Annotated in this window: 26 protein-coding genes; 18 read left to right on the top strand and 8 right to left on the bottom strand. The window is 69.5% G+C overall.

All coding sequences use genetic code 11. From position 1 onward, the window contains the following. The first annotated feature begins 70 nt into the window (after positions 1-70). The 5 genes from murJ (at position 71) to AC1RAD_RS20765 (ending at position 3,989) form a co-directional block, all read left to right on the top strand. Entirely contained in the window at positions 71-1,624 is a 1,554-nt protein-coding gene (murJ, locus tag AC1RAD_RS20785; protein ID WP_492736924.1) for a murein biosynthesis integral membrane protein MurJ, read from the top strand. Positions 1,625-1,688: 64 nt separating this feature from the next. Next, positions 1,689-2,540, top strand: a complete 852-nt coding sequence (locus tag AC1RAD_RS20780; protein WP_492700017.1) for a SirB1 family protein — start codon at positions 1,689-1,691, stop codon at positions 2,538-2,540. A 23-nt stretch (positions 2,541-2,563) separates the two neighbouring features. Then, positions 2,564-2,992, top strand: a complete 429-nt coding sequence (locus AC1RAD_RS20775) for a bleomycin resistance protein (protein WP_056571928.1) — start codon at positions 2,564-2,566, stop codon at positions 2,990-2,992. A gap of 123 nt (positions 2,993-3,115) precedes the next feature. Beyond that, complete coding sequence (locus AC1RAD_RS20770) at positions 3,116-3,538, top strand: YciI family protein (protein ID WP_369629774.1); 423 nt, start codon at positions 3,116-3,118, stop codon at positions 3,536-3,538. A 31-nt stretch (positions 3,539-3,569) separates the two neighbouring features. After that, the gene (locus tag AC1RAD_RS20765; protein WP_070062312.1) at positions 3,570-3,989 is read left to right on the top strand and encodes a YciI family protein; all 420 of its coding nucleotides are present in this window, start codon (positions 3,570-3,572) and stop codon (positions 3,987-3,989) included. Positions 3,990-3,996: 7 nt separating this feature from the next. Here the strand turns inward: AC1RAD_RS20765 and AC1RAD_RS20760 are convergent, their stop codons facing one another. Beyond that, positions 3,997-4,890, bottom strand: coding sequence for a formylglycine-generating enzyme family protein (locus tag AC1RAD_RS20760; RefSeq protein ID WP_492736972.1), 894 nt, complete (start codon positions 4,888-4,890; stop codon positions 3,997-3,999). Between the two features lie 143 nt (positions 4,891-5,033). On the opposite strand from AC1RAD_RS20760, the gene AC1RAD_RS20755 reads away from it, so the two are divergent. After that, positions 5,034-6,326, top strand: coding sequence for an RNA polymerase sigma factor (locus AC1RAD_RS20755; RefSeq protein ID WP_492736922.1), 1,293 nt, complete (start codon positions 5,034-5,036; stop codon positions 6,324-6,326). On the opposite strand, the gene AC1RAD_RS20750 is transcribed toward AC1RAD_RS20755, so the two are convergent. From AC1RAD_RS20750 to purM, 5 genes are all read right to left on the bottom strand, one after another. Then, positions 6,323-7,318, bottom strand: coding sequence for a GlxA family transcriptional regulator (locus AC1RAD_RS20750; protein ID WP_492736920.1), 996 nt, complete (start codon positions 7,316-7,318; stop codon positions 6,323-6,325). The two genes, AC1RAD_RS20755 and AC1RAD_RS20750, sit on opposite strands and share 4 nt — an antisense overlap. Continuing rightward, complete coding sequence (locus AC1RAD_RS20745; protein WP_492736918.1) at positions 7,288-7,917, bottom strand: DJ-1/PfpI family protein; 630 nt, start codon at positions 7,915-7,917, stop codon at positions 7,288-7,290. The genes AC1RAD_RS20750 and AC1RAD_RS20745 overlap by 31 nt, the downstream gene beginning before the upstream one ends. Next, on the bottom strand, positions 7,914-8,492 hold the full coding sequence (locus AC1RAD_RS20740; protein ID WP_492736916.1) for an isochorismatase family protein: 579 nt from the start codon (positions 8,490-8,492) through the stop codon (positions 7,914-7,916). The genes AC1RAD_RS20745 and AC1RAD_RS20740 overlap by 4 nt, the downstream gene beginning before the upstream one ends. Before the next feature lie 112 nt (positions 8,493-8,604). Beyond that, positions 8,605-9,675, bottom strand: coding sequence for an AI-2E family transporter (locus AC1RAD_RS20735; RefSeq protein ID WP_070062317.1), 1,071 nt, complete (start codon positions 9,673-9,675; stop codon positions 8,605-8,607). A 50-nt stretch (positions 9,676-9,725) separates the two neighbouring features. After that, positions 9,726-10,766: a phosphoribosylformylglycinamidine cyclo-ligase gene (purM, locus tag AC1RAD_RS20730; protein WP_062475090.1), complete on the bottom strand. Its 1,041-nt coding sequence runs from the start codon at positions 10,764-10,766 to the stop codon at positions 9,726-9,728. A 152-nt stretch (positions 10,767-10,918) separates the two neighbouring features. On the opposite strand from purM, the gene hda reads away from it, so the two are divergent. The 5 genes from hda (at position 10,919) to AC1RAD_RS20705 (ending at position 15,816) form a co-directional block, all read left to right on the top strand. Further along, positions 10,919-11,608 (top strand): DnaA regulatory inactivator Hda, encoded by a 690-nt coding sequence (gene hda / locus AC1RAD_RS20725; protein WP_056571899.1) that lies wholly within the window; start codon positions 10,919-10,921, stop codon positions 11,606-11,608. A gap of 46 nt (positions 11,609-11,654) precedes the next feature. Continuing rightward, on the top strand, positions 11,655-13,292 hold the full coding sequence (pcnB, locus tag AC1RAD_RS20720) for a polynucleotide adenylyltransferase PcnB (protein ID WP_492736914.1): 1,638 nt from the start codon (positions 11,655-11,657) through the stop codon (positions 13,290-13,292). Continuing rightward, a complete protein-coding gene (gene folK, locus AC1RAD_RS20715; protein ID WP_307637415.1) occupies positions 13,289-13,924 on the top strand; it encodes a 2-amino-4-hydroxy-6-hydroxymethyldihydropteridine diphosphokinase in 636 nt (211 codons plus the stop codon). Before pcnB ends, folK begins: the two co-directional genes overlap by 4 nt. Before the next feature lie 222 nt (positions 13,925-14,146). Next, the gene (locus AC1RAD_RS20710; RefSeq protein ID WP_056571891.1) at positions 14,147-14,791 is read left to right on the top strand and encodes a DUF47 domain-containing protein; all 645 of its coding nucleotides are present in this window, start codon (positions 14,147-14,149) and stop codon (positions 14,789-14,791) included. Between the two features lie 14 nt (positions 14,792-14,805). Then, positions 14,806-15,816, top strand: coding sequence for an inorganic phosphate transporter (locus tag AC1RAD_RS20705; RefSeq protein ID WP_062475084.1), 1,011 nt, complete (start codon positions 14,806-14,808; stop codon positions 15,814-15,816). A 43-nt stretch (positions 15,817-15,859) separates the two neighbouring features. Here AC1RAD_RS20705 and AC1RAD_RS20700 read toward each other — a convergent pair whose 3' ends face one another. Together AC1RAD_RS20700 and AC1RAD_RS20695 are read right to left on the bottom strand one after the other, a co-directional pair. Continuing rightward, positions 15,860-16,306, bottom strand: coding sequence for a TM2 domain-containing protein (locus AC1RAD_RS20700; protein ID WP_070062592.1), 447 nt, complete (start codon positions 16,304-16,306; stop codon positions 15,860-15,862). Positions 16,307-16,319: 13 nt separating this feature from the next. Then, the gene (locus AC1RAD_RS20695; protein WP_062475081.1) at positions 16,320-16,844 is read right to left on the bottom strand and encodes a GNAT family N-acetyltransferase; all 525 of its coding nucleotides are present in this window, start codon (positions 16,842-16,844) and stop codon (positions 16,320-16,322) included. Positions 16,845-17,023: 179 nt separating this feature from the next. On the opposite strand from AC1RAD_RS20695, the gene rpsP reads away from it, so the two are divergent. The 7 genes from rpsP (at position 17,024) to hisC (ending at position 22,135) form a co-directional block, all read left to right on the top strand. After that, positions 17,024-17,287: a 30S ribosomal protein S16 gene (rpsP, locus tag AC1RAD_RS20690; RefSeq protein WP_007831311.1), complete on the top strand. Its 264-nt coding sequence runs from the start codon at positions 17,024-17,026 to the stop codon at positions 17,285-17,287. 15 nt (positions 17,288-17,302) lie between these two features. Next, complete coding sequence (rimM, locus tag AC1RAD_RS20685; RefSeq protein WP_095950554.1) at positions 17,303-17,857, top strand: ribosome maturation factor RimM; 555 nt, start codon at positions 17,303-17,305, stop codon at positions 17,855-17,857. Positions 17,858-17,873: 16 nt separating this feature from the next. Next, the gene (gene trmD / locus AC1RAD_RS20680) at positions 17,874-18,620 is read left to right on the top strand and encodes a tRNA (guanosine(37)-N1)-methyltransferase TrmD (RefSeq protein WP_492736911.1); all 747 of its coding nucleotides are present in this window, start codon (positions 17,874-17,876) and stop codon (positions 18,618-18,620) included. A 110-nt stretch (positions 18,621-18,730) separates the two neighbouring features. Continuing rightward, a complete protein-coding gene (gene rplS / locus AC1RAD_RS20675; protein ID WP_056572437.1) occupies positions 18,731-19,114 on the top strand; it encodes a 50S ribosomal protein L19 in 384 nt (127 codons plus the stop codon). A gap of 127 nt (positions 19,115-19,241) precedes the next feature. Continuing rightward, positions 19,242-19,985, top strand: coding sequence for a CoA pyrophosphatase (locus AC1RAD_RS20670; protein ID WP_492736909.1), 744 nt, complete (start codon positions 19,242-19,244; stop codon positions 19,983-19,985). 58 nt (positions 19,986-20,043) lie between these two features. Beyond that, positions 20,044-21,045, top strand: a complete 1,002-nt coding sequence (locus tag AC1RAD_RS20665) for a CobD/CbiB family protein (protein ID WP_062475069.1) — start codon at positions 20,044-20,046, stop codon at positions 21,043-21,045. Between the two features lie 4 nt (positions 21,046-21,049). Then, positions 21,050-22,135, top strand: coding sequence for a histidinol-phosphate transaminase (gene hisC, locus AC1RAD_RS20660; RefSeq protein ID WP_492736907.1), 1,086 nt, complete (start codon positions 21,050-21,052; stop codon positions 22,133-22,135). Positions 22,136-22,151 lie beyond the last annotated feature (16 nt).

The following is a 22,151-nucleotide window of genomic DNA, read 5'->3' as shown; positions in this document are numbered from 1 at the left end:
TATAGGCCGGGTTCCGGTTTTTGCCGAATTGCCTGCTTTTGCCACCTTTCGCAGCCCTACACTCGCCCCCGTGTCCCTGTTCAAATCCGCCTCCACCGTCTCCCTGCTGACCCTCGCTTCGCGGATCACGGGCCTCGTGCGCGACGTGCTGTTTGCCTCGGTGTTCGGCGTCAGCGCGCTCACCGACGCCTTCAACGTCGCCTTTCGCATCCCCAACCTGTTTCGCCGCGTGTTCGGCGAGGGCGCCTTCAGCCAGGCCTTCGTGCCGGTGCTGGCCGCGCGCAAGACCGAGGCGGGGCAGGAGGGCGCCCGGGAGCTGGTCGACCACGTCGCCACGCTGCTGACCTGGGCCCTGGTGGTGCTGTGCGTGGCCGGCGTGGCCGGCGCGCCGCTGCTGGTCTGGGCCATGGCCAGCGGCCTGCAGGGCTTCGACGCCGCCGTGGTCATGACGCGCTGGATGTTCCCCTACATCGGCTTCATGTCGCTGGTGGCGCTGGCGGGCGGCATTCTCAACACCTGGCGCAAGTTCGCGGTGCCGGCGGCGTCGCCGGTGCTGCTCAACATCGCGCTGATCCTGTCGATCTCCATCGGCGCGCCGCTGTTCCGCCGCTACGGCATCGAGCCGATCTACGCCCAGTGCGTGGGCGTGATGGTCGGCGGCGTGCTGCAGCTGGCCCTGCAGATCCCGGCGCTGCGCGCGCTGGGGCTCCTGCCGCGCATCGGCGCCAGCTTCAAGGCGCTGCGCGCCGCCTGGACCGATCCGACCACCCGCAAGGTCATGAAGCTCATGCTGCCGGCGCTGCTGGGCGTGAGCGTGGCGCAGATCTCGCTGCTCATCAACACGCAGATCGCCTCGCACCTGGCCACCGGCAGCGTGACCTGGGTCACCAACGCCGACCGGCTGATGGAATTCCCCACCGCCATGCTCGGCGTGGCGCTGGGCGTGGTGCTGATGCCGCAGCTCGCGGGCGCCCGCGCCGCCAAGGACGACGCGCGCTACTCCTCGCTGCTCGACTGGGGCCTGCGCCTCGTGGTGCTGCTTGCGGCGCCGTGCGCGGTGGCGCTGCTGCTGTTCGCCAAGCCGCTGGTGGCGGTGCTGTTCCACAACGGCGCCTACACCGGCGAGGACGTGGGCCGCACCACCGTGGCGCTCATGGGCTACGGCGTGGGGCTGGTCGGCCTCGTGGCGGTGAAGGTGCTCGCGCCCGGCTACTACGCCAAGCACGACACGCGCACGCCCATGCTGATCGCCGTGACGGTGCTGGTGCTCACGCAGGTGCTCAACTTCTTCCTGGTGCCGCTGCTGCAGCACGCGGCGCTGACGCTGACCATCGGCATCGGTGCGCTGGTCAACGCGCTGTGGCTGCTGATCGGCCTGATCCGCCGCGGCAGCTACACCCCCGAGCCCGGCTGGGGCAAGTTCGCGCTGCAGGTGCTGCTGGGCACCGTGGTGCTGGCGGTTTTGCTGGCGTGGGGCGCGCACTATTTCGACTGGGTCGGCCTGCGCGCGCAGCGCCTGCACCGCATCGGCCTTCTGGCCGCGCTCATCGCCGGCGCCGCGCTGCTCTATTTCGCCGTGCTCACCGCCGCAGGCGTGCGCCTGCGCAGTTTCATGCGCCGCTGAAGCGCCGTTGGCGAGCCGGAAAACACTGCCTTGACGCTCCCCGCGGGCTCCTCTACAAAGCCATATGACGTTCAGCTACCAGGTTCCCACGGCACTGGAATATTTCGAGTCGCTGGTCGGCAGCGATGACCACTTTCCGCTGCTCGAAGCGGCCGCCAGCATCGCGCAGGACGAATACCCCGAACTCGACGTGCAGCAGGTGCTGGGCGACGTCGACCAACTGCTCGCGCGCCTCAAGCGCCGCCTGCCGGCCGACGCCGCGCCGCTGGCCCGGCTGCGCGCGCTGAACCAGTTCTTCTTCAGCGACCTGAATTTCGGCGGCAACGTCAACGACTACTACGACCCCGACAACAGCTACCTGAACGCCGTGCTGCGCACCCGCCGCGGCATTCCGATCTCGCTGGCCGTGCTGTGGATGGAGCTGGCGCAGGGCCTGGGCCTGCAGACGCGCGGCATCAGCTTCCCGGGGCATTTCATGGTCAAGGTCACGCTGCCCAAGGGGCAGGTCGTGATCGACCCGTTCACCGGCAAGTCGCTCTCGCGCGAAGAGCTGGGCGAGCGGCTCGAACCCTACAAGCGTGGCAACGGGCTGGTCGGCGAGTTCGACGTGCCGCTGGGCCTGTACCTGCAGCCCGCGAGCCCGCGCGAGATCATCGCGCGCATGCTGCGCAACCTGAAGGAAGTGCACCACGCGCAGGAAGACTGGCCGCGCTACATCGCGGTGCAGAACCGCCTCATTGCGCTCTTGCCCACCGCCTGGGGCGAGCACCGCGACCGCGGCGTGGCGCATGCCGAGCAGGGCCACGCGGCGCTGGCCGTGTGCGACCTCGAAACCTACCTCGCCAACGCCGAAGACGCGCTCGACATCGACGCGATCGCCGAGCGCGTGGCGCTGCTGCGGCGCCTGGCCAACTAACCAGCCCTACAGCCACAACGCCCATGACCGACACCCGCACCGGCGTGAGCGCGGCGCCCGACCTGGGCACGCTGCACGAATTCCACGGCGTGCAGCCGGTGCTGCCGGTGTCCGACGTCTCGCGCGCCGCGCGCTGGTTTTCCGAGGTGCTGGGTTTCGAGATCGACTTCATCGCCGGCGAGCCGCCCAGCTACGCCCGCGTGATGAAGGGCGACCGCAGCTATGGCGACCCCGTGTACCTGCGCCTGTGGCAATGCGGCAGCCGCGAGGCCCGGCCCTGGCGCGGCGAAATCGTGATCCACGTCGGCAAGGACATCGACGGCCTGCATGCCGCCTACGTGAAGCGCGGCGTGACCATCATCGAGCCGCCCACGTCCCAGCCCTGGGGCCTGCGCGAATTCGCGATCCGCGAACCCGACGGCCACGTGCTGCGGTTCTGCGGCTATCTCTGAAACACAAAATTACAAGCAGATCGACGCGGCCGTGTCGATCCGTGGCCCGCTCGCGCGACGTGTGAACAGGAGCACGCAGATTCCGGCGTCTCCCGATCCCCACCCACTTTCAGGAGAAACGACATGCGATTCATGGTTCTGGTCAAGGCGAGCAAGGATTCCGAAGCCGGCGTGATGCCGAGCACCGAGCTCCTCACCGAGATGGGCCGGTTCAACGAGGAACTGGTCAAGGCCGGCGTGCTGCTGGCGGGCGAGGGGTTGCACCCGTCGTCCAAGGGCGCGCGCGTGCGCTGCGAAGGCAAGAAGCGCACCGTCATCGACGGCCCCTTCACCGAGACGAAGGAACTGCTGGCGGGCTTCTGGCTGCTGCAGGTCAAGTCGAAGGAAGAAGCCATCGAGTGGATCAAGCGCAGCCCGTTCCAGGAAGGCGAGATCGAGATCCGCCAGGTCTTCGAGGCCACCGATTTCGGCGAGGCCATGACGCCCGAGCTGCTGGCCCAGGAAGACCGCCTGCGCACCGAGTCGGCTGCCAAGGCCGGCCGCTGAACTTCATCCATTCCTCGAAGGAGAAACGATCATGCGATTCATGCTGCTGATGATTCCCCACGGCTACGAAAACGCCGCGCCCGGCACGGTGCCCGACGACGTCGAACGCGTGGGGTCGATGATGGCCTTCAACGAGTCCTTGCAGAAGGCCGGCGTGCTGATCGGCTGCGAGGGCCTGCATCCGCCGTCGATGGGCGCGCGCGTGAGCTTTCCGGGCGGCAAGCCGAAGGTGGTCGACGGCCCCTTCGCCGAGGCCAAGGAAGTGCTGGGCGGCTACTGGCTGATCGATGTCGCCTCGCGCGCCGAGGCCATCGAATGGGCGAGCCGCTGCCCGGGCAGCGAAGACGAGGTCATCGAGATCCGCCAGGTGCAGGAGATGGAGGACTTCTCGCCCGAGGTGCAGGACGTGGCGAGCGAGTTCACGTCGATGCAGCAGACGCTCAAGAAGTGAACGGTCTCTAGTCGTCCCGCACCAGCCGGATGCCCACCAGCGTGTAGCGCGTGTCCGGCGCATTCCAGTTGCGGTACGACGAGCGGGCATAGAAAGCCCAGGTGTGCCAGGAGCCGCCGCGGCGCACCCGCACGGTGCCCGTGGCCGGGCCCTGGGGGTCGTCGACCGGTGAGCGCGCGTAGTATTCGTCGCCATGCCAGTCGGCCACCCACTCCCACGCATTGCCGTGCATGTCGTAGAGGCCCCAGCCGTTCGGCGCGAAGCTGCCGACCGGGGCGGTGAAGGCAAAACCGTCGTCGCCCGCGAGCGCCATCGCGCGCCAGCGCGGCCAATGGGCGGCGCTGCGCGTGTCGAACACATTGGCCCCGCGCAGCAGCGTGGCCGGATCGTCCCCTGTGCTGTAGCGCGTGCGCGTGCCGGCGCGGCAGGCGTACTCCCACTCGGCCTCGGTCGGCAGGCGGTAGCGCCGGCCCTCCGTCTTGCTCAGCCAGGCGGCCAGCGCCTGCGCGTCGTTCCAGCTCACGTTGACCACCGGGTGGTCGTCGCCCTGCGCGAAGCCCGGGTTGCGCCACGAGTAGCGTGGGTCGCGGCCCTCGAAGGCGTCGCCGCGCCGCGTGGTGGCGGGGTCGTAGTCGGCGCGCCAGCCGTAGCCGCCGGTGCCGTCGGCCACCGATTCGGGCACGTGGCCCGAGGCTTCGAGAAAGCGCCGGAACTGGCCCACCGTCACCTCGTGCCGGCCCATCCAGAACGCCCGCGTGATGCGCACCTTGTGCACCGGCCCTTCGTCGGCCAGCTGGGTGAAGCGTTCCTTGGGCAGCTGCGGGTAGTCGCGTGCCAGCGCCTCGGGCGCCTCGTCGCTGCCCATGAGGAATTCGCCGGCCGGCAATCGCACGAAGGCCATGCCCAGGCTGTTGCGTTCCACGGCAAGGTCGTCCGCCCGCACGCCGCCGCAGGCGAGGCCGAACGCGAAACCCAGGCTCCACAAGACGAGGCGTGGTGTCATGGCCGCATGCTATCCGGACCGCCGCGCCGCAGCGAGGCCGCATGAGCAGCGGACCAGACACCGCCGCCATCCACCGCGCCATCGAGGCGGTCTGGCGCATCGAGTCCGCGAAGATCATCGCCGCGCTCGCGCGCAAGGTGCGCGACGTGGGCCTGGCCGAAGAGCTGGCGCAGGACGCGCTGGTGGCCGCGCTCGAGCAGTGGCCCGTCGACGGCGTGCCCGACAACCCCGCCGCCTGGCTCACGCAGGTGGCCAAGCACCGCGCCCTCGACCGCCTGCGCCACGTGCAGCTGGCCGAGCGCAAGGCGCCCGAGATCGGCCGCGAGCTCGACGCGCTGCACGCCATGGCGCAGGCCGATTTCGCGCAGGCGGTGGATGCGGCGCTCGACGACGACATCGGCGACGACCTGCTGCGCCTGGTGTTCACCGCCTGCCACCCGGTGCTCTCGACCGAGGCGCGCGTGGCGCTCACGCTGCGGCTGATGGGCGGCCTCACGACCGACGAGATCGCGCGCGCCTTTCTCGTGCCCGAGGCCACCGTGGCGCAGCGCATCGTGCGTGCCAAGCGCACGCTGGCCGAGGCGCGCGTGCCCTTCGAGGTGCCGCGCCGCCACGAGCTCGAAGCCCGGCTGGCCTCGGTGCTCGAGGTGCTTTACCTGATCTTCAACGAAGGCTACTCGGCCACCGCCGGCGACGACTGGATGCGCCCCGCGCTGTGCGACGAGGCGCTGCGCCTGGGCCGCATCGTGGCCGAGCTGGTGCCCGGCGAGGCCGAGGTGCACGGGCTGGTCGCGCTGATGGAAATCCAGGCCTCGCGCACCGCCGCGCGCGTGGGCGCCTCGGGCGAGCCGGTGCTGCTGCTCGACCAGAACCGCGCACGCTGGGACCCGATGCTGATCCGCCGCGGCCTGGCGGCGCTGGCGCGCGCCGAAGCGCTGGGCGGCGCGCTCGGCCCCTACGCGCTGCAGGCCGCCATCGCCGCCTGCCACGGCCGTGCGCGCACCGCGGGCGAGACCGACTGGGCCCGCATCGCGGCGCTGTACGACGCGCTGGCCGCGCTGTCGCCGTCGCCCATCGTCGAGCTGAACCGTGCGGTCGCGCTGTCGATGGCCTTCGGGCCGGCGGCCGGGCTGGAGGTGGTCGATGCGTTGCAGGACGAGCCCGCGCTGAAGGGCTACCACCTGCTGCCGACCGTGCGCGGCGACCTGCTCTTCAAGCTGGGCCGTCGCGACGAGGCGCGGCGGGAGTTCCAGCGCGCGGCCGCGCTCACGCGCAACACGCGCGAGCAGGCGCTGCTGCGGGCGCGCGCCGAGGCCTGCGGCGACAAGCCTTAGCGGACGGGCGCCGACGTGCCTGCGGAGGGCGAGCCCGGCAGCCCGAACTGGTGCCACGCGCGGCGCAGCTGCGTGTCCGAGCCGAAGCCAGACAGCTCGGCCGCGCGCGTCACGCTGGCGCCCGAGGCCAGTGCCAGTTGCGCGGCCGCCAGCCGCAGCCGGCGCAGGTAGGCCAGCGGCGCCACGCCCGCGTGCTCGACGAACAGCCGCGTCAGGTGCCGCGCCGAGGTGTGGGCGACCTCGGCCATGCGCGGCACGCTCCAGTCGGCCTGCGGTTGTTCGCTGACCGCGTCCTGCACCCGGTGCAGCGCGGCGTGCAGGTGGTTGCGGTAGGCGAGAAAGGGCGACAGCTCCGGGTCGTGCGGGCCGCGCCGCAGCGCCACCACCATCGTCTGCGCCACCTGGGCCGCCAGCGCCTCGCCGCAGGTGTCGGCGATGCGGTGCAGCATCAGGTCGATGCCCGTCGTGACGCCCGCGCTGCTGTAGACCGGCGGATCGAGCACGAAGACGCGGTTGCTCACCACTTCGCAGCGCGGCTCCACGGCGCGCAGCTCGTCCAGGTGATGGTGGTGCGTGGTGACGCGCCGGCCCGCGAGCGCGCCCGCGTGCGCCGCGAGCAGGGCGCCCGCACAGACCGTGACCAGCTCGACGTCGCCGCGCGTGAAGCGCTGGCCGCGCAGCCAGTGCAGCAGGTCCTGCGCCTCGGGCGTGTCGGTCGCGATGGTGTCGCCCGGCAGGCCGACCAGCACCACCCAGCCCGGGCCGTCCCACTGCGTCGGCAACGGCGACAGCCCCGACAGCGCGACGCCGACCGAGCCCCTCATGCTGGGCCGCGGTCCCGCGAATTCGATGAGGAAGCGCTCGGGTTGGCCCGCCGCGCGCAGCCGCTGGTTGGCGATGCGCAGCGCCTCGGCCGGCCCGGCCCAGTCGAGCACCAGGCTGTCGGGCAGGAGCACGAAGACTACGCGAACAGGGGCTCGTTGCGGGTCCATGCGTAGTCCATCTGGCGCGCGGTGCGCTCGGCCAGGTCGCGTCCGGCCAGGCGTTCGACGAGGTGCAGGCTCATGTCGATGCCCGCGCTGATGCCGGCCGAGCTGACGATGCGGCCGGTGTCGACCCAGCGCACGCCGTCGCGCACGTCGAGCTGCGGGAACTGCGCGCGCAGGTCGGCGAGGTCTTCCCAGTGCGTGGTGACCGCCTCGCGCGTCACGACGCCGCTTTGCGCCAGCAGGAAGACGCCGGTACAGACCGAGGCGACGAGCTGCGCGCCGGCCGCGCACCGGGCGATCCAGCGCAGGGTGTCGGGGCTCGCCATGGGCGCGTCGACCACGCCGCCGGGGACGACCAGCACGTCGGCGGTGGCGGCGGCATCGGCCAGCGTGTGGTCGGCGAGCAGCCGCAGGCCGGCGCGCGCCTGCACCGGTTCCCCGGCGCGGGTGTGGGCGACCGAGGCGACCTCGAACGGCGCGGGCGCACCCGGCTGTAGGCGCTGGTGGACGCGGACAGCGGTGGTGAAGACCTCGAAGGGGCCGGCGAAATCGAGCGCCTCGACGCCGTCGTAGGCCAGGATGCGCACGCGCAGAGCGGTCATGCGGTCGCGCCTTCCGTGGCCCGTGCCAACGCCTGCGCCACGCTGCAGACTGTGGCGAAGCGCCCGTCCAGCACGGTCGCCGTGCGCGCCTTGATGTCGGCGGCCGACAGCGGCCGGCCGTCGCCGTCGGGCTGCACCATGTCGAAGGTGAGGGTGGCGTCGGTCACATAGTCGACCTCCCAGCCCAGGTCCGAGGCGTGGCGCGTGGTGGTTTCGCAGCATTGCTCGGTGCGGATGCCGCTCACGATCAGGCGGCGGATGCCGTGTTGCGTGAGCCACACGTCCAGGCCGCTGTTGACCAGCGCGCTGTGGCGGTGCTTGGTGAAGGTGGCGGCGGCCTCGAAGGACGCTAGGCCCTCGATCGGGCGCACATGGCCCGATTCGAGCGCGAAGGGGTTGGCCGGGGATGCCGGCGCATCGACGTGGAAGACGCGCACCACCGGCAGTCCGGCCGCCACGGCGCCGGCGATCAGCGCGTTCTGGGCCTCGAGGTAGGGCGCGAGCAGGGCGGCGTTCCAGTAGGGGCGGTGGCGGAACGATTCCTGGGCGTCGATCACAATCAGACAGGTGGTCATGGCGGTGGCGGGCAAGGCAAGGTGGATGATGCCGCCTATTCTTGGACGCCACCAGCGCTTCGTCCGCGCCGAAGCGGACCGGAACCGATCAGATCAGGACATTGCCCGGTCGCTAGACCAGGCCGCCTGCGTGCAGTTCTTTTTTCAGGTACGCGTAGTACAGGGGCGCCGCCACCAGCCCGGCGGGGCCGAACACCGCTTCGGCCACGAACATCACCGACAGCAGCTCCCACACGCGCATCTGCGTGCGCGCGCCGACCACCTTGGCGTTGATCACGTACTCGGCCTTGTGAATCAGGATCAGGAAGGCCAGGCAGGCCGCGGCCGTGACCGGCGACACCGACAGCGCCACCAGCGTGATCACCGAGTTGCAGACCAGGTTGCCCACGATCGGCACCAGCCCGGCCACGAAGGTCAGGGTGATCAGCGCGGGCGTGTAGGGCAGCTCGAGGCCCCACAGCGGCATCAGGAACAGCAGGAAGATCGCGGTCAGCAGCGTGTTGAAGGCGGCGATCCAGAACTGCGCCGCGACGATCTGGCCGAAGGCCTCGCCGAAGGTGGTGATGCGCAGGAACATCTGCTGCGCCAGCGGCCGGCGCTGGGCTGGCGCCGGCGCCACGGCGGCCAGCGCGCCGATGATCAGGCCCACGTAGGCGAACAGCAGCCCGCCCAGCCAGGCGCGCCCGGCCATGGCGAGCGAGCCGGCCTGCGTGCGCAGGTAGTTGGCGACGATGCGCTGCACCTCGGCCGCGCCCTCGGGCAGGTAGACGGCGATGTCGGGTGGCAGCTTTGAGCGCAACTCGAGCACCGTGCGGGCCGTGTAGTCGAGCAGTTCGCGGTACTGGTCGGGCGCATCGAGCACGTACTCGCGCGCCTGCGAGAACCCCAGCGTGACCAGGCCGATCGGGCCCAGCAGCACCAGCGTGACCGCCACCACCCGGGCCAGGCTGTCGGCGCCGGAACGCAGGGGCTTCAGGCGCGACAGCCAGCCGCCCAACAGCCGGGCGAACCAGCGTGCGACCAGGAAGCCGATGCACACGCACAGCAGCCCCGGCAGCAGGTGCTGCCACATCACGAGCATCAGCCCCGCGAGCATCAGCAGGTAGCTGGCCAGTACCACGTGGCGGGAGGCGGCGGCCGGGGGCGGGGCGGCGAGGGTGGCGTCGGGCAGCGGCGTGGCCATCCGGGGAGCGGGGCGTGCGGTGAGAAAAAGAAAAAAGAACGGGCGCGCGATCAGGCGACGACCACGGCCGCGCCGTCGCCGCGCTCGGCGATCACGCCGATCTCGTGCACCGACTCACCGGCAGCGCGCAGCGTGGCGGCGCAGGCGGCGGCTTCGGCCGCATCGATCACCACGACCATGCCGATGCCGTTGTTGAAGGTGCGGTTCATCTCGATGTCGTCGATGCCGGCCACCTTCTGCAGCCAGGCGAACAGTTCGGTCTGGGGCCAGCTGCCCTTCTTCAGGTGGGCGGCGGTGCCTTCGGGCAGCACGCGCGGGATGTTCTCGAGCAGGCCGCCGCCGGTGATGTGCGCCAGCGCCTTGATCGGGTGCTTGCCCAGCGCTTCGAGCACGGGCTTCACGTACAGGTGGGTGGGCTCCATCACGGCTTCGCGGAAGGGCTTGCCGTCGAGGGTGGCGGGCAAATCGGCGCCGGCGCGTTCGATCACCTTGCGCACGAGGCTGAAACCGTTGGAGTGCACGCCGGCCGAGGCCAGGCCCAGCACCACGTCGCCGGGCTTGACGTTCTGGCCGGTGAGGATCTTCGACTTTTCGACCGCGCCGACCGCAAAGCCGGCCAGGTCGTACTCGCCGGCCGGGTACATGCCGGGCATTTCGGCGGTTTCGCCGCCGATGAGGGCGCAACCGGAGATTTCGCAGCCGCGGGCGATGCCGCCGACCACGGCCGCGGCCGTGTCCACGTCGAGCTTGCCGCAGGCGAAGTAATCCAGGAAGAACAGGGGCTCGGCGCCTTGCACCAGCACGTCGTTGACGCTCATGGCCACGAGGTCGATGCCGACCGTGTCGTGCATGTTCCATTCGAAGGCCAGCTTGAGCTTGGTGCCCACGCCGTCGGTGCCGCTCACCAGCACCGGCTCCTTGTAGCGCTTGGGCACTTCGAACAGCGCGCCGAAGCCGCCGATGCCGGCCAGCACGCCTTCGCGCATGGTTTTCTTCGCCAGCGGCTTGATGCGGTCGACCAGGGCGTCGCCTGCGTCGATATCGACACCGGCGTCCTTGTAGCTGAGCGGGGTGGGCGTGGAGGAGGTCATGGGCGGGCGGTGTCGAGAAGAAGGAGCGAAAAGGTTCGCGAAGCAGCGAGGAAGGGCGGGCAGGGGAGGCGCCGGCGACCGAGGCGGCCGGGCCGATAGAATTCCTCACGATTTTAAGGGCCCTCCGGGCCCCCTCCATGAACCTTCCCGGGATGAAACAGCTCGCGCTCGATATCGGCATTGCGACGGGCCCCAGCTTCGACGCCTTTTTTGCCGGCCCCAACGAGGCGGCGCTGCGACACCTGCAAGTGTGGGTGGGCGGCGCCGATGGCAGCCCCGCGCTGCACTCGCCGGTGCCGACCTACCTCTGGGGCGACAGCGGCAGTGGCAAGACCCACCTGCTCGAATCCGTGCGTGTCGCACTGGCCGAGCAGGGCGCCAGCGTGGGCTGGCTGCACGCCGGCCTGCTGGAGCCGCCCGAGTTCGACGAGCGCTGGGGCGCCGTCCTGCTCGACGACGTCCACCTCTACACCGCGGTGCAGCAGCACGCGGCCTTCAACTGGTTTGTCAACGCCCAGACCCTGCAGCGCGGCGTGGTCGCCGCCGGCGCCTTGCCGCCGGCCGACCTGCCGCTGCGCGAAGACCTGCGCACCCGCCTCGGCTGGGGCCACGTGTTCCACCTGCAGGTGCTGAGCGAAAGCGAACGCCGCGCGGTGCTGCGCCAGGCGGCCGACGCGCGCGGCGTGATGCTGTCCGACGACGTGCTCGACTTCATGCTGCACCGCTTCAGCCGCGACCTGGGCAGCCTGATGGAGCTGCTGTCGCAGCTGGACGGCTACGCCCTGCAGACCCAACGCGCGATCACCATTCCGCTGATCCGCTCCATGCTCGAAAACGAATAAGCGAATAAATAAGAAGAAGCGTCTGCTTCTCCTCGAAAAACAACCAATGATCAAGAAATTCATCGACAAGCTGCTCGGCAAGTCCGCCGGCAGCGCACAGGGCAAGAGCCGCTTCGGCAAGCGCCAGGAGGTGCCGGCAGAGGTTCACAAGATCGATCCCGCCCTGGTCGACGAACGCGCGAAGAACGTGGTCACCACGCTGCAGCAGGCCGGCTACGAGGCCTATGTGGTGGGCGGCGCGGTGCGCGACCTGCTGCTGGGCCTGCGTCCGAAGGACTTCGACGTGGCCACCAATGCCACGCCCGAGCAGGTCAAGTCGCTGTTCCGCCGCGCCTTCATCATCGGCCGGCGCTTTCGCATCGTGCACGTGGTGTACGGCCGGGGTCGCGAGCACGAGGTGATCGAGGTCTCGACCTTCCGCGCCTACATGGACAGCGCCGCCGCCGAGCAGGTGGCCGGCAACGAGCGCACCAGCAAGGGCGAGCTCGCGAGCATGAAGCACGCGGTGGATGCCAGCGGCCGCGTGCTGCGCGACAACGTCTGGGGCCCGCAGGAAGAAGACGCGGCGCGCCGAGACTTCACCGTCAACGCCATGTACTACGACCCGGCCAACCAGGTCGTGGTCGACTATCACAACGGCATCAAGGACGCCCAGAAGCTCACGCTGCGCATGATCGGCGACCCGGTCACGCGCTACCGCGAAGACCCGGTGCGCATCATTCGCGCCATCCGCTTCTCGGCCAAGCTCGCAGCGCTCGGTTTCAAGATGGAAGCCAAGACCGCCGCGCCGCTCATCGAGTCGAGCAAGCTGCTGGCCGACGTGCCGCAAAGCCGCATGTTCGACGAGATGCTCAAGCTGTTGCAGACCGGCCACGCCATCGCCACGGTGGAGCAGCTGCGCAAGCTGGGGCTCGCCACCGGCATCTATCCCCTGCTCGACGTGGTGGTGGAGCGCGCCGACCAGCCCTTCGTGAAGGCCGCCCTGCAGGACACCGACCGCCGCGTGGGCGAAGGCAAGCCCGTGGCGCCCAGCTTCCTGCTGGCCTGCGTGCTGTGGGCCGACGTGCGCGACGGCTGGGCCCAGCGCCAGGAAGGCCGGCACGGCCAGCGCCCGCAGCCGCCGTTCCCAGCGCTGCAGGACGCGATCGACGACGTGTTCAATTCGCGCATCGGCGACGTGTCGGGCCGCGGCAAGCTGGCCGCCGACATGCGCGAGATCTGGATGATGCAGCCGCGCTTCGACAAGCGCACCGGCTCCACGCCCTACAGCCTGGTCGAGCAGGCGCGCTTCCGCGCAGCCTTCGACTTCATGCGCCTGCGCGCCGACGTGGGCGAGGTCGGCGAGGCCATCGCCGAGTGGTGGCAGGAGTTCAGCACCGCCGACGACCTGCGCCGCCAGGACCTGCTCGAACAGGTGCGCGAAGAACAGAAGGTGCGCCAGCGCGTGCGCCTGCGCGATCCGGCCGCTGCGCCCAAGCCGCGCAGCGAGCAGCCGGCGCGCCAGAAACAGGCCGCCGCCGGATCGGACGATGGCGACGGCCCCGACATCGAGGCCGACGCAGTGCCGCCGGACGGCGAAGCCGCCGCGCCGCGCAAGCGCAAGCGCCGGCGCAAGCCGCGCCCCGTGGGCGGCGGTAGCGGTGGTGGTGGCAGCGAGGGCGGCGGGAGCGCCGCGGGCGAATGAGCACGCCCGACCGGCCGAAGGACGGCAAGAAGAGCGCCCCGGCTGCCAAGGCAGCCAAGGGGGGCAAGCCCGCGCCGCGCGCCGGAGGCAAGCCGCCATCGGCCGGCAGCAAGAGCGGTCCGCCCGTGCGCCGCGCGCCTTCGCGTCCACGCGGTCCGCGCGAGGACTACCCGACCGTGCAGGCCTTCGTCGCCATCGGCGCCAACCTGGGCGATGCCGAGGCGACCGTGAAGGAGGCCATGGCCGCCATCGGTGCGCTGCAGCGCACCCAGGTCACGGCCCGCTCGTCGCTCTACCGCAGCGCGCCGGTCGATGCCGAAGGCCCCGACTTCATCAACGCCGTGGTGGCCGTGCGCACCGGGCTGGACGCGGAGCAGCTGCTCATCGCGCTGCAGCGCCTGGAAACGCTGGCCGGCCGTGAGCGGCCCTTTCCCAATGCGCCGCGCACGCTCGATCTCGACCTGCTGATGCACGGCAATTCGGTGATCGAAAGCCCCACGCTGACCCTGCCGCACCCGCGCATGCGCGAGCGCGCCTTCGTGCTCAAGCCGCTGGCCGAGATCGCACCCGACAAGGTGCCACGCGCCGCGCTGGCGCGCGTGACCGGCCAGGTCATCCAGAAAATCCGCTGACCCTCGGGGGCCGCCGGCATGCGGCCGCAACTGCCCGATCTCGCCGGCGTTGCCGCGTGCGTGCGGCTGGTCGTGGCACTGCAGCTGCCGGCCTGAGCGAGCCGGTCAAGCCGGGGCCGGAAGGTCGGCCCGACCGGTCGTTCCGGTCGCGCCCGTTAAACTCGGGAAGTTTTCACGAAGGCGTCATGAAATTGTGATTGGCGCGTCCCAGGAGTTTTTTCCATGTTCGGCAAGCTGCTGCCCCGAGAGGGCAATTTTTTTGAAATGTTCAACCAGCATGCCGAGCGCATCGTGGAGGCGGCGCGTGCGTTCGAGCAGCTCGTCACCCACTATGCGGACGTGCACCTGCGCGAACAGTACAACCGCGACGTCGACAACGCCGAGCGCGCCGCCGACCGCGTGACGCACGACGTCAACCGCCTGATCCACAAGACCTTCATCACGCCCATCGACCGCGAGCAGATCCACAAGCTCATCAACACGATGGACGACGTGGCCGACCTGATCCAGGACTCGGCCGAGACCATGGCGCTGTACGACGTGCGCCACATGACCGACGAGATCGTGCGCCTCACGGCCCTGAGCGTGAAGTGCTGCGACCGCCTCAAGGACGCCGTGAAGTACCTCGGCAAGATCGCCGATCCGGCCGTGGCCGAGGCCACGCTCAAGACCTGCGAGGAAATCGACCGCCTCGAATCCGACGCCGACCGCGTGATGCGCAGCGCCATGAGCAAGCTGTTCCGCGAGGAGCCGGACGTGCGCGAGGTCATCAAGCTCAAGGCGATCTACGAGCTGCTCGAGACGATCACCGACAAGTGCGAGGACGTGGCCAACGTGATCGAGGGCATCGTCCTCGAGAATTCCTGAGCGGGTAGCAGCCGATGACAACGGTGCAGGTCGCCCTCTGGGTGGTGGTGGTGCTGGTCGCGCTCGCGATCCTGTTCGACTTCATGAACGGCTTCCACGATGCCGCCAATTCGATCGCGACGGTGGTGTCCACCGGCGTGCTTAAGCCGGGGCAGGCCGTGGTGTTCGCGGCTTTCTTCAACCTGATCGCGATCTTCGTCTTCCACCTGAGCGTAGCGGCGACCGTGGGCAAGGGCATCGCCCAGCCCGGGGTGGTCGACGTGCACGTGGTGTTCGGGGCGCTCATCGGCGCCATCAGCTGGAACCTCGTCACCTGGTACTACGGCATTCCGAGCAGCTCCTCGCACGCGCTGATCGGCGGCATCGTGGGCGCCGTGATCGCCAAGACCGGCACCAGCGGCCTCGTGGCCTCCGGCATCTGGAAGACCGTGGCCTTCATCTTCGTGTCGCCGCTGCTGGGCTTCCTGCTGGGCTCGCTGATGATGATCGTCGTGGCCTGGGGCTTCCGGCGCGCCACGCCGTCGCGGGTGGACCGATGGTTCCGGCGATTGCAGCTGGTCTCGGCTGGCGCCTACAGCCTGGGCCACGGCGGCAACGACGCGCAGAAGACCATCGGCATCATCTGGATGCTGCTGATCGCCACCGGCTACGCCTCGGCCAGCGACGCGGTGCCACCGACCTGGGTCATCGTGAGCTGCTACGCCGCCATTGCGCTGGGCACCATGTTCGGCGGCTGGCGCATCGTGAAGACCATGGGCCAGAAGATCACCAAGCTCAAGCCCGTGGGCGGCTTCTGTGCCGAGACCGGCGGGGCGCTGACCCTGTTCCTGGCCACCGCGCTGGGCATTCCGGTGTCGACCACCCACACGATCACGGGCGCCATCGTCGGTGTCGGTGCCACGCAGCGCGCCAGCGCGGTGCGCTGGGGCGTGGCAGGGAACATCGTCTGGGCCTGGGTCCTGACCATTCCCGCCTCGGCCTTCGTCGCGGCGATGGCTTACTGGTTCAGCTGGCAGATATTCTGAAGCGTCGGCGCCTCGTTCGCAGAGGTCGCCGCGCCTGATTCGGCTACTGTGAGATCTTTCGGCCTTCTTCGATCTGGTGTTCGAAGTAGTGCTGGAAGCTGTACACGATGCTCGCCATCAGGATCGAGCTGCCGAAGAACAGAGATGCCACCACGGCGCCGATCGTGAGCCAGTTGGTCTGGCCCGGTGCGGCGTCGGGCGCTGCGCCGGCATTGAAGCGGGCATTCCATTTCTCCGGCGTCATCAGGCCGTAGATGATCGCCATCAGCGCGCAGCCCGCGATCGTGAAGCCGAGTAGCGGGATCAGTGCCCAGCTTACGCCGTCGTCCACGCCGTACATGCGCAGGCGCTCGATGCCGTAGATGCCCAGCGCCGTGGGAATGGGCAGCAGCCAGCCGAGCCAGTCACCCATGCCGCGCAGGTAGAAGCGGTGCAGGCCCAGCGGGCCACCGAGGAAGGAGAGCCAGGCGGCCACGGTCTTGCTTTTCATTTTCTTCATCACATCATTCGGGTTTGGTGCGGCTGCCTTCGCCGAGTACTTTTTCCATCAGGACCACGTCGCGCCAGGCGTCGAACTTCCAGCCGCAGTCTTTCAGCACGCCCACGTGCGTGAAGCCCTGGCTGCGGTGCACGCCGACCGAGCCGGCGTTGGCCGAATCGCCGATCACCGCGATCAGCTTGCGCACGCCGACCGCCTCGGCCGCCTGCGAGAGCGCCGCCAGCAGCTGTGCGCCCACGCCCTTGCCGCGCGCGGCTTCGGACATGTAGATCGAGTCCTCGGCCGAAAACCGGTAGGCCGGGCGGGGCTTGAACCAGTTGCAGTAGGCAAAACCCAACACTTCGCCGTTTTCTTCAGCGACGAGGTAGGGCAGGTTCTTGCCCAGCACATCGGCGCGCCGGGCGGCCATGTCGGCCTCGGACGGGGGCTCGGTTTCGAAGGTGCCGGTGCCGTGCAGCACGTGGTGCGCATAGATGGCCGTGATGGCTGCGATGTCTTCGTCGCGGCTGGGGCGGAGGGTGAGGGTCATGCGGGTGAGGGCGGCGGCGCGGGGCCGGAATTCGGAGAAAAACCCGGGTCGGGCTATAATCGTGGGCTTTTCAGCGTGCGCTGGCCGGGTGGCCATGTCGCGTGTCTCGACGCTGGAAGAACATCGTGAGCGGGCCTCTTTCTATTTGAACTGGCTCGCTGACCACCCAAGGATAAATCATGGTCGTCATTCGACTCTCCCGCGGCGGCTCCAAAGGCCGTCCGTTCTTCAACATCGTCGTGTCGGACAAGCGCGTTCGCCGCGATGGCCGTTTCATCGAGCGCCTGGGTTTCTACAACCCGACCGCCAAGGAAAACGAAGAAAGCATCCGCATCGCCCAGGACCGCCTCGCGTACTGGAAGAGCGTCGGTGCCCAGGCTTCGCCCACGGTGCTGCGCCTGATCAAGCAAGCCGCTGCCGCGGCCCCCAAGGCGGCCGCCTAAGCCGCCCGCACGGCGATGCTGCCCACACTCGAAGCCGCCGAACTGCCGGCGGATGCGATCGAGGTCGGACGCATCGCCGATGCCTGGGGCATCAAGGGCTGGTTCAAGGTCCTGCCCCACAGCGCCCAGCCCGAGGCGCTTTTTTCTTCCAAGCGCTGGTTCCTGCAGGCTCCCGGAGCCTCCACACCCGCCGCTTTCCGGCTCGCGGTCCGCGAAGCCAAAGAACATTCCGACTGCATCGTCGCCTCGTCCGAGGACGTGCCTGACCGCAATGCGGCCGAGGCGCTGCGCGGCGCGCGCGTGTTCGTGCCGCGCTCGAGCTTCCCGACCGCCGGCGACGACGAGTACTACTGGGTCGACCTGATCGGCCTGTCGGTCGTCAACCGCGAAGGCGTCGTGCTCGGCACGGTGCGCGAACTGCTCGCCACCGGCCCGCAGACCACGCTGGTGCTGACGGCCGAAGAAGACGGCAAGGCCATCGAGCGCATGGTGCCTTTCGTTTCGGTCTTCGTCGACAAGGTCGACCTGCCCGGCCGCCTCATCACGGTCGACTGGCAACCCGATTTCTGATCCGGGCCGCGCGCGCATGCGCTTCGACGTCCTCACGCTCTTTCCCGAACTGTTCGCGCCCTTCATGGCCAGCGGCGTGACGCGCCGCGCCTACGAGTCGAAGCAGGTCGAGGTCGTGCTGTGGAATCCGCGCGATTTCGCGCAGGGCAACTACAAGCGCGTGGACGACCGCCCCTTCGGCGGCGGGCCCGGTATGGTGATGATGGCCGAGCCCCTGGCGGCCTGCCTCGATGCCGCGCTGGCGGCCCGCGGCGCACCGGCGCCGGTGGTGCTGTTCTCGCCCATCGGCGAGGCGCTGCGCCACGAGGCCGTCGAGCGCTGGTCGGCGAGCGAGGGTGCGGTGCTGGTCTGCGGACGCTACGAAGGCATCGACCAGCGCTTCATCGACGCCCGCGTCACCCACCAGGTCAGCCTCGGCGACTTCGTGCTGTCGGGCGGCGAGATCGCGGCCATGGCCCTGCTCGACGCCGTGGCCCGGCTGCAGCCCGGCGTGCTGGGCGACGAGGCCAGCCATGTGCAGGACAGCTTCAACCCGGCGCTCGACGGTCTGCTCGACTGCCAGCACTACACCCGGCCCGAGCAGTGGAACGGGCAGGGCGTTCCGGCGCCGCTGCTCTCGGGTCACCATGCGCAGATCGAGCGCTGGCGGCGCGACCAGCGCCTGGCCATCACGGCCGCGCGGCGCCCCGAGCTGATCGATGCCGCGCGGGCGGCAGGCAAGCTCAACAAGGCCGATGAGGCCGCGCTGAAAAAAAAGCTATAATCCGCGGTTCCCCGATCCTCTGTCCGGCCGCGCCCGGTTTGTTGGTGGTTCTTCCGCCAAAGCCCACGGCGCCTTTAGTGCAGCCCGAAACGATCGATATCCAGGAAATCATGAACCTCATCCAGACCCTCGAGCAGGAAGAAATTTCCCGTCTCGGCAAGACCATCCCCGATTTCATGCCCGGTGACACGGTCATCGTCAGCGTGAACGTCGTCGAAGGCAGCCGCAAGCGCGTGCAGGCCTACGAAGGCGTCGTGATCGCCAAGCGCAACCGTGGCCTCAACAGCGGCTTCACCGTGCGCAAGATCTCCAGCGGCGAAGGCGTGGAGCGTACGTTCCAGACCTACAGCCCGCTGATCGCCGGCATCGAAGTCAAGCGCCGCGGCGACGTGCGCCGTGCCAAGCTGTACTACCTGCGCGAGCGCAGCGGTCGTTCGGCACGCATCAAGGAAAAGCTGCCGGGCAAGTCGCAGAAGGCTGCGTCGGCCGCTTAATCAGCCGCCGTCCTTTCTGCTCAAAAAGCCGCCGCTCTGGCGGCTTTTTGCGTTGGCGCCGCGCTTCAAGACAGTTTTCCATTTTTACGCTCTACTCCTTTCATTCCGCCACAGGCCGCATCCTCTCTTGACCTCCTCCACTTCCGCCCCCACGTCCTCCGCCGTCGTCGAACCCGTCAATGCCGTGGTGCCCCCCGCGTTGCTGCAGATCGACCCGCGCCAGGCGCCCTTCGTGGACGGAAGCGATGGTCTGCCGGCGGTGGCGCCGGCGCAGCTGACGGCAATGGCCCTGCGCGCGCGCTTTGCCTCGCCGCCCGTGTGGACGCCCGAGCTTCGCCGCGAGCCCCGCATGACCGACCGCGTGCCGGCCCAGGCCGCCGTGCTGGTGCCGATCGTGCAGCGACCGCAAGGCGCGACCGTGCTGCTCACCGAGCGCACCACGCACCTGTCGACCCATTCGGGCCAAGTGGCCTTTCCCGGCGGGCGCGTCGATCCTGAAGACGCCAACATCCAGGCCGCCGCGCTGCGCGAAGCCTGGGAAGAGGTGGGCCTGTCGGCACAGTTCATCGAGGTGCTCGGCACCTTGCCGACCTACACGACCGTCACCTCGTTCGTCGTCACCCCGGTGGTCGCGCTGGTGCAGCCCGACTTCGTGCTGGACATCAACCCGTTCGAGGTGGCCGAGGCCTTCGAGGTGCCGCTGGCCTGGCTGATGGACCCGGCCAACCACCGCCGTCACGCGGTCAGCGCCACCGATGGGGTCCGGCGCGAGTGGTACTCGATGCCGTACGCCGATGGTCCCCACGAGCGCTTCGTCTGGGGCGCCACCGCAGGCATGCTGCGCAACCTCTACCGCTTCCTCGCCGCCTGAGCCTGATCGAGCGCCACCTGGGGCGAAAACCTTCAGGTGCTCTCGCTATCATCGAAGGATGAGCTTCTTTGCCATCCTGTGCGCGTTGCTGATCGAGCAGGTGCGGCCGCTGGGCCCGCACAACCCCGTGTACGGCGGCGTCCTGGCGTGGACGCGCTGGACCAGCCGCAACTTCGATGCGGGCAAGCCGCACCACGGATGGATCGCCTGGGGGCTCGCGGTGTTCGTGCCGACGCTGCTGTCGCTGGGCGTGCACTGGCTGCTGGTGCTCACGCTGGGCCTGCCGTTCGCCGTGCTGTGGAGCGTCGCGGTGCTCTACATGACGCTGGGTTTTCGCCAGTTCAGCCACCATTTCACCGACATCCGCGATGCGCTCGACGAGGGCGACGAGCCGCTCGCGCGCTCGCTGCTGGCGCACTGGCAGGGCGTCGATGCCGCCGAGCTGCCGCGCAGCGAAATCGTGCGCCATGTGATCGAGCATTCGGTCATTGCGGCGCACCGGCATGTCTTCGGCGTGCTGGCCTGGTTCTCGGTGCTCGCAGCTCTCGGCCTGGGGCCGGCGGGCGCGGTGTTCTATCGCATGAGCGAGTTCGTCGCGCGCTACTGGGCCCACAAGAACGGCGCGCCGGTGCAGCCCTCGAGCGTGGCGGTGCAGGACGCGGCCGAGCGCGCCTGGCATGCCGTCGACTGGCTGCCCGCGCGCATCACGGCGCTCGGCTTCGCCGTGGTCGGCAGCTTCGAAGAGGCCATCGATTGCTGGCGCAACGACGCGCGGCGCTTCCCCAACGAGAACGACGGCGTGATCCTTGCGGCCACGTCCGGCGCGGTGAACGTGCGCCTGGGCGGTGGCTCGCTGAGCCCGATCCCGGTGGCCGATCCGCTGCCGCGCGCGCAGGCCGGCGAGTCGCCGAGCGTCGGCCGGCGCCTGGACAGCGGCAGCACGCCGGGTCGCGAGCCCGAGCCCGGCCACCTGCGCAGCGTGGTGGGCCTGGTCTGGCGCTCGGTCGTGATGTGGATGGTGCTGCTGGCCCTGCTCACGCTCGCGCGGCTGCTGGGCTGAGGCCATGACCACCCCGCCCGCACCGGCCTTCTGGAGCCCGCGCATCGGCGCGCTCGAGCCCTACGTGCCCGGCGAGCAGCCGCGCATCACCAACCTCGTCAAGCTCAACACCAACGAGAACCCGTACCCGCCATCGCCGGACGCCATCGCGGCGATCCAGCGCGCGGCGGCCGACGGCCTCGAGCGCTACCCCGACCCCACGTCGCTCGCGCTGCGCGACGCCGTGGCGCGCCGCCACGGCCTGCAGGTGGGCGAGGTGTTCGCGGGCAATGGCTCGGACGAAGTGCTCGCGCACGCCTTCTTCGCCTTCTTCCAGCAGGCGCAGCCGCTGCTGATGCCCGACGTGAGCTACAGCTTCTACAAGGTCTATGCCCAGCTCTACGGCATCGCCTGCGAGCAACTGCCGGTCGATGAGGGCCTGCGCATCGACATCGATGCGTTCGCGGCGCGCGCACGGCAAGGCTGCGGCGGCATCGTCATCGCCAACCCGAACGCGCCGACCGGCATCGGCCAGCCGCTGGCGCGCATCGAGCAGTTGCTGGCGGCGTGCCCGGATCGCGTCGTGCTGGTCGACGAGGCGTATGTCGATTTCGGCGGCGAGAGCGCGCTGTCGTTGATCAGTCGGTATCCGAACCTGCTCGTGGTGCAGACCCTGTCCAAGTCGCGCTCGCTGGCCGGTCTGCGGGTCGGCTTTGCCTGCGGGCAGGCGCACCTGATCGACGCGCTTGTGCGGGTCAAGGACAGCTTCAATTCGTACCCGATCGACCGGCTGGCCTCGGCCGGTGCCGTGGCCTCGCTCGACGACGAGGCGTGGTTCCGCAAGACACGCGACCAGGTCGTCGACACGCGCGAAGGCCTGAGCCTTCAGCTCGAAGACCTGGGCTTCGAGGTGTTGCCGTCGCAGGCCAACTTCGTGTTCGCGCGCCACCCGCAGCGCGACGCGGCCGAACTGGCTGCCTCGCTGCGTGAGCGCGCGGTGCTGGTACGGCATTTCAGGCAGCCGCGCATCGCGCAGTACCTGCGCATCAGCATCGGCACGCGGGACCAGTGCAGCGCGCTCGTTCAGTGCCTGCAGGACATCCTGGCCTGAAACCCTGAGAGAAATC

It is taken from the genome of Variovorax sp. GW823-FHT04B03 (assembly GCF_058796495.1).
The sequence above is the reverse complement of the archived record's forward strand: the minus strand, read 5'-3'. Positions and strand labels throughout refer to the sequence as shown.

Coding starts and splice junctions, on each gene's coding strand:
- AC1RAD_RS20780 (WP_492700017.1), top strand. CDS start 1,689: ATGACGTTCAGCTACCAGGTTCCCACGGCACTGGAATATTTCGAGTCG.
- AC1RAD_RS20775 (WP_056571928.1), top strand. CDS start 2,564: ATGACCGACACCCGCACCGGCGTGAGCGCGGCGCCCGACCTGGGCACG.
- AC1RAD_RS20770 (WP_369629774.1), top strand. CDS start 3,116: ATGCGATTCATGGTTCTGGTCAAGGCGAGCAAGGATTCCGAAGCCGGC.
- AC1RAD_RS20765 (WP_070062312.1), top strand. CDS start 3,570: ATGCGATTCATGCTGCTGATGATTCCCCACGGCTACGAAAACGCCGCG.
- AC1RAD_RS20760 (WP_492736972.1), bottom strand. CDS start 4,890: ATGGCCTTCGTGCGATTGCCGGCCGGCGAATTCCTCATGGGCAGCGAC.
- AC1RAD_RS20755 (WP_492736922.1), top strand. CDS start 5,034: ATGAGCAGCGGACCAGACACCGCCGCCATCCACCGCGCCATCGAGGCG.
- AC1RAD_RS20750 (WP_492736920.1), bottom strand. CDS start 7,318: ATGGACCCGCAACGAGCCCCTGTTCGCGTAGTCTTCGTGCTCCTGCCC.
- AC1RAD_RS20745 (WP_492736918.1), bottom strand. CDS start 7,917: ATGACCGCTCTGCGCGTGCGCATCCTGGCCTACGACGGCGTCGAGGCG.
- AC1RAD_RS20740 (WP_492736916.1), bottom strand. CDS start 8,492: ATGACCACCTGTCTGATTGTGATCGACGCCCAGGAATCGTTCCGCCAC.
- AC1RAD_RS20735 (WP_070062317.1), bottom strand. CDS start 9,675: ATGGCCACGCCGCTGCCCGACGCCACCCTCGCCGCCCCGCCCCCGGCC.
- purM (WP_062475090.1), bottom strand. CDS start 10,766: ATGACCTCCTCCACGCCCACCCCGCTCAGCTACAAGGACGCCGGTGTC.
- hda (WP_056571899.1), top strand. CDS start 10,919: ATGAAACAGCTCGCGCTCGATATCGGCATTGCGACGGGCCCCAGCTTC.
- pcnB (WP_492736914.1), top strand. CDS start 11,655: ATGATCAAGAAATTCATCGACAAGCTGCTCGGCAAGTCCGCCGGCAGC.
- folK (WP_307637415.1), top strand. CDS start 13,289: ATGAGCACGCCCGACCGGCCGAAGGACGGCAAGAAGAGCGCCCCGGCT.
- AC1RAD_RS20710 (WP_056571891.1), top strand. CDS start 14,147: ATGTTCGGCAAGCTGCTGCCCCGAGAGGGCAATTTTTTTGAAATGTTC.
- AC1RAD_RS20705 (WP_062475084.1), top strand. CDS start 14,806: ATGACAACGGTGCAGGTCGCCCTCTGGGTGGTGGTGGTGCTGGTCGCG.
- AC1RAD_RS20700 (WP_070062592.1), bottom strand. CDS start 16,306: ATGAAAAGCAAGACCGTGGCCGCCTGGCTCTCCTTCCTCGGTGGCCCG.
- AC1RAD_RS20695 (WP_062475081.1), bottom strand. CDS start 16,844: ATGACCCTCACCCTCCGCCCCAGCCGCGACGAAGACATCGCAGCCATC.
- rpsP (WP_007831311.1), top strand. CDS start 17,024: ATGGTCGTCATTCGACTCTCCCGCGGCGGCTCCAAAGGCCGTCCGTTC.
- rimM (WP_095950554.1), top strand. CDS start 17,303: ATGCTGCCCACACTCGAAGCCGCCGAACTGCCGGCGGATGCGATCGAG.
- trmD (WP_492736911.1), top strand. CDS start 17,874: ATGCGCTTCGACGTCCTCACGCTCTTTCCCGAACTGTTCGCGCCCTTC.
- rplS (WP_056572437.1), top strand. CDS start 18,731: ATGAACCTCATCCAGACCCTCGAGCAGGAAGAAATTTCCCGTCTCGGC.
- AC1RAD_RS20665 (WP_062475069.1), top strand. CDS start 20,044: ATGAGCTTCTTTGCCATCCTGTGCGCGTTGCTGATCGAGCAGGTGCGG.
- hisC (WP_492736907.1), top strand. CDS start 21,050: ATGACCACCCCGCCCGCACCGGCCTTCTGGAGCCCGCGCATCGGCGCG.